Genomic DNA, 4,573 nt, shown 5'->3' with positions numbered 1-4,573 from the left:
TTCTAGACGTTTAGACGGCTAAAATTTCTTGACAAACTACCTTGCTCTCGCTACCTTACTCATATTTCGGATCGTAAGCGGTAAAATTCTGCTTTATTTTACAAATCAAGGTCATATGGCACAAAGTATTACATTATTTAAGGATAAACCTCTTTCATTAGCACTCGGTAGCGAGCTTTCACCTATTCAGGTGGCATATCAAACCTATGGCACATTAAATGCAGAAAAAAGCAATGCAATCTTACTCTGCCACGCTCTCACAGGCGATGCTGAACCCGCTCTTTATGGCGTGGACAAAGGCTGGTGGCAAGATTTTATCGGTCCGAACCTTGCGTTTGATACTAATAAATACTTTTTTATTTGCTCGAACGTTCTCGGTGGCTGTAAAGGTACAACAGGCCCATCTTCTATCAATCCGAACACTAATAAGCCCTACGGCAGCCAATTTCCTCTCATTTTAGTGCAAGATATTGTAAAAGTTCAAAAAGCCTTGGTTGATGCATTAGACATTCCACACTTACATGCTGTAGTAGGAGGTTCTTTCGGCGGAATGCAAGCAACCCAATGGGCGATTGACTATCCCGATTTTATTGATCATATCATTAATCTTTGTTCCTCTCTTTCAATGAGTGCCGAAGCTATTGGTTTTAACCATGTGATGCGTCAAGCGATTATCAACGATCCATACTTTAACGGTGGTGATTATTACGAAGGGCTTGCACCAGATAATGGTTTGAAAATTGCTCGAATGTTAGGCATGCTGACTTATCGAACTGATGTTCAGTTAGCAAAAGCCTTCGGGAGAGAGACTAAGCAGCAAGGACAAATTTGGGGAGACTATTTCCAAGTAGAATCTTATTTAAGCTATCAAGGTATAAAATTTTTAGATCGTTTTGATGCGAATAGCTATCTACGTTTATTGCGTGCTTTAGATCTTTACGATCCCGCATTTAACTATCCCAATTTACAAACTGCCTTAGCTAAAATTAAGGCGAATTACACCTTGATTGCTATTACTAGCGATCAGCTATTTAAATTGCGAGAGGTGCAAAAAAGCCGCCAGCAATTGCAAGAAGCAGGCGTGAATTTAACCTATCACGAGCTCAATTCCAATTTTGGGCACGACTCATTTTTGGTAGATTATTCCTTTTTTGAACCATTGATTAAACAAGCATTAGAATGTTAATTTAAAAAGTTAATATAATCATTAGCCCCTTTTATATTACGCTAACCATTTCTCAACAAGCTCATTGCTAGTTTCTTTATGCACCCACATACTACATAAATCTGGTTGCGGGAATTTTGTATGGTTGTAGCCAACCAATTGCTGAAAATCAAACACGGCGTGCGGGTAGCCGTTAATCAATAAAAAGGCTTGATAGCCCTCTTCAGACCAACAGATTTCTAATCGGCGTGGTTCTTTTAGGCTATTTTGCTCAATATCACTGACGTTGTAGACGAACAAACTATCAACAATCGGTTGCTCGGCTTGGTGTAAATCCATTGCGTAAAAATAGCCTGTTTCGCCATCATCTTCAAACATAACGACTAAATGTTCGTGTTGGGTGGAGTGAGCCCCATTATGATAGCCTTCGCCTAATAATATTTGATCAGTTAATACGGAATATAACATTTTGTTTTCCTTACCATAGCAAAAAAAGATAGAAAAAATGCCACAGAAATCTGTGGCATTCTTATAAAGCTAATCCGCTTTAATCATCGCAAAAATTATGCTTGACCTTTCACCGCTTTTAAACCTAAGAATGGTGCTGGCGTACCTGCACGTTCTAATGCTTCTTCAATACGGATTAATTGGTTGTATTTCGCAATACGGTCTGAACGGCTCATCGAACCTGTTTTGATTTGACCTGCTGCTGTACCTACCGCTAAGTCTGCGATAGTTGCATCTTCCGTTTCGCCAGAACGGTGTGAGATAACCGCGGTGTAACCTGCATCTTTCGCCATTTTGATTGCGGCTAACGTTTCAGTTAATGAACCGATTTGGTTGAATTTAATTAAGATTGAGTTTGCGATACCTTTTTCGATACCTTCTTTTAAGATTTTAGTGTTAGTTACGAATAAGTCATCACCCACTAATTGGATTTTGTCGCCTAATACTTGAGTTTGGTATGCGAAACCATCCCAGTCTGATTCATCTTGACCATCTTCGATAGAAACGATTGGATACTCTTTTGTTAAGCCTTCAAGGTAGTGAGTGAACTCTTGAGAAGTGAAGGTTTTTCCTTCGCCTTTTAACTCGTAGTTGCCTGTTTCTTTGTTGTAGAACTCAGAAGATGCACAGTCCATCGCTAAAGTAACATCTTTACCTAAAATGTAACCTGCTTTTTCAACTGCTTCTTTGATACATGCTAAAGCATCTGCGTTAGAAGCTAAGTTTGGAGCGAAACCACCTTCATCACCCACTGCGGTATTTAAACCTTTAGATTTTAATACTTTCGCAAGATTATGGAATACTTCAGCACCGATGCGTAATGCTTCACGTAACGTTTTTGCACCGACTGGTTGAATCATAAATTCTTGGATGTCCACGTTGTTATCTGCGTGTTCCCCGCCATTGATGATGTTCATCATTGGTAATGGCATTGAATATACGCCAGGCGTGCCATTTAATTCTGCAATGTAAGCGTAAAGTGGTAAACCTTTAGATGCTGCTGCTGCTTTAGCCGTTGCTAATGAAACGGCTAAGATTGCGTTTGCACCAAATTTAGATTTGTTTTCTGTACCATCTAAGTCGATCATAATTTGGTCGATTTCAGCTTGTGCAGAACCATCTTTACCAACGATAGCGTTCGCAATTTCATTGTTTACTGCTGAAACCGCTTTTAATACGCCTTTACCTAAGAAACGTGATTTATCGCCATCACGTAACTCTAATGCTTCGCGAGAACCAGTTGATGCACCAGATGGAGCTGCTGCAAGACCGACGAAGCCACCTTCTAAGTGAACTTCAGCTTCAACTGTTGGGTTACCGCGAGAGTCGATGATTTCACGACCAATTACTTTTACAATTTTAGCCATTGATGATATTCCTCTAATTGAGATAATGAAAAAAGAATAGGGATATAGTAAAGAGATTTGCTGAATTTGTCTTGCAAAAAGATGATTTAGTTCATTTTATTTGCAGGTAATTTGATCTAATACTATAAATCAACAATATTATAGCAACTTTTCCGCTTTTTCGGTAAGCCTACCGCAAAAGAGTGAGATAAAATTCTATTTTCTAGCCAATAAGGTTAAAACCTCATAATGGGCAGTATGCGGAAACATATCAAAGAGTTGTACCTTGCATAATGCATAGTTCGTTAATGCCTCAAAATCTTTTGCCATTGTTTGAGCATTACAGCTGGAATAAATTAAATATGGCGGCACAAGCTCGTTTAAATATTCACTCAATGCCTGCCCAATTCCTCGCCTTGGTGGATTTACAATCACTAAATCGGGCTGACTTCGTACTTTATCAGAATGAATAGCAAATTGCGCTGAATCCAGTGATGCAAAAGAGACATTATCAAGCCCTAACTTTTCAGCAGATTTTGTTGCACTAGCAATGGCAGAGGCAGAAATCTCAATCCCCGTGAGTGAAACGGTTGGATTTTTTGCTTGTAATGCGTAAGCACAATGTAGCCCAAATCCTCCTACTCCACAAAACAGATCCCAAAAGTGCTGAATAGATAAATCTTTTATCCATTCTTGAGCGGTTTTATATAGCTGACTAGCAACAAGCGGATTCGTTTGGAAGAAGCCTTGCGGACGAATAAAGAGCGGAATACCGTTAAAATTTTCTTCAATTGTCGTCTGCTCTGTCAGGAAAATTTCCGTTTCGCCTTCTAAAATCGCAGCGTGTTGCGGTTGGATATTTAAGCTCACTACCGAATTTTCAGGTAGCTTCGCTAACAATGCGGGTAATTCACGCTCTACAAGCGGTTGTTTTTGTGTTGAGCGAAGCACAAAACGCAACATAACCGATTGATTAGCCTGGCTTTGCGTAATGAGGATATATTTCAGCTCGCCTTTTTTCTTTGCAATGTTATAAGGCACTAATCCCGCTCGACCGATAAAATCTTTTAACATTGGGAAAAGTGTTTCAATTCCTTTAGCATACAAAGGGCAGTCAGTTAAATCCACTCCACTTTGTGAATCATTCTGATCTTTCAGTAAGCCTAAAATCGGACGTTCTACGCTGCCACTGACGACCATTTTGGCTTTATTACGAAAGTGTGAAATCTCCGACATTACAGGCGGTAGAATTTCTGTCTGATTTTGCAAAATAAAAGGTGAAATCAACCGCTTGAGCTCCTCTTCTTTTAGCAAAATTTGCTCAAATTTGTCCTTTTCAAGCCATTGGCAAGAGCGACATTGTTGTTGAGTAAAATGTTGGCAATTTAAGTTCATCATCAATTATTAAGAGCTTTCCATTCAAGCCATTTTTGCTGCCATTCACTCAAACGAGCATTGGGGAGTCGAAAGTAAATACAAAGAGTTAAAAAGTAGTATTCAGATAGAAGAATTTTCGGGAACAAAACCAATTTCTATAGAACAAGACTTTTTTGTT

General features: G+C 39.2%; 4 protein-coding genes. 1 reads left to right on the top strand and 3 read right to left on the bottom strand.

Annotated features, from left to right (window positions below; genetic code table 11):
- Positions 1–115 precede the first annotated feature (115 nt).
- On the top strand, positions 116–1,186 hold the full coding sequence (gene metX / locus KH943_RS09265; RefSeq protein ID WP_304110321.1) for a homoserine O-acetyltransferase MetX: 1,071 nt from the start codon (positions 116–118) through the stop codon (positions 1,184–1,186).
- Between the two features lie 36 nt (positions 1,187–1,222).
- Here the strand turns inward: metX and KH943_RS09260 are convergent, their stop codons facing one another.
- The 3 genes from KH943_RS09260 to rlmC form a co-directional block, all read right to left on the bottom strand.
- Positions 1,223–1,633: a DUF2251 domain-containing protein gene (locus KH943_RS09260; RefSeq protein ID WP_304110320.1), complete on the bottom strand. Its 411-nt coding sequence runs from the start codon at positions 1,631–1,633 to the stop codon at positions 1,223–1,225.
- Positions 1,634–1,728: 95 nt separating this feature from the next.
- The gene (gene eno / locus KH943_RS09255) at positions 1,729–3,039 is read right to left on the bottom strand and encodes a phosphopyruvate hydratase (protein ID WP_304110319.1); all 1,311 of its coding nucleotides are present in this window, start codon (positions 3,037–3,039) and stop codon (positions 1,729–1,731) included.
- Between the two features lie 195 nt (positions 3,040–3,234).
- Complete coding sequence (gene rlmC / locus KH943_RS09250; protein ID WP_304110322.1) at positions 3,235–4,413, bottom strand: 23S rRNA (uracil(747)-C(5))-methyltransferase RlmC; 1,179 nt, start codon at positions 4,411–4,413, stop codon at positions 3,235–3,237.
- Positions 4,414–4,573: the final 160 nt, after the last annotated feature.

The organism is Haemophilus parahaemolyticus (genome assembly GCF_018373095.1).
Classification (GTDB): domain Bacteria; phylum Pseudomonadota; class Gammaproteobacteria; order Enterobacterales; family Pasteurellaceae; genus Haemophilus_A; species Haemophilus_A parahaemolyticus_A.
The sequence above is the reverse complement of the archived record's forward strand: the minus strand, read 5'-3'. Positions and strand labels throughout refer to the sequence as shown.

Coding starts and splice junctions, on each gene's coding strand:
- KH943_RS09260 (WP_304110320.1), bottom strand. CDS start 1,633: ATGTTATATTCCGTATTAACTGATCAAATATTATTAGGCGAAGGCTAT.
- rlmC (WP_304110322.1), bottom strand. CDS start 4,413: ATGAACTTAAATTGCCAACATTTTACTCAACAACAATGTCGCTCTTGC.
- eno (WP_304110319.1), bottom strand. CDS start 3,039: ATGGCTAAAATTGTAAAAGTAATTGGTCGTGAAATCATCGACTCTCGC.
- metX (WP_304110321.1), top strand. CDS start 116: ATGGCACAAAGTATTACATTATTTAAGGATAAACCTCTTTCATTAGCA.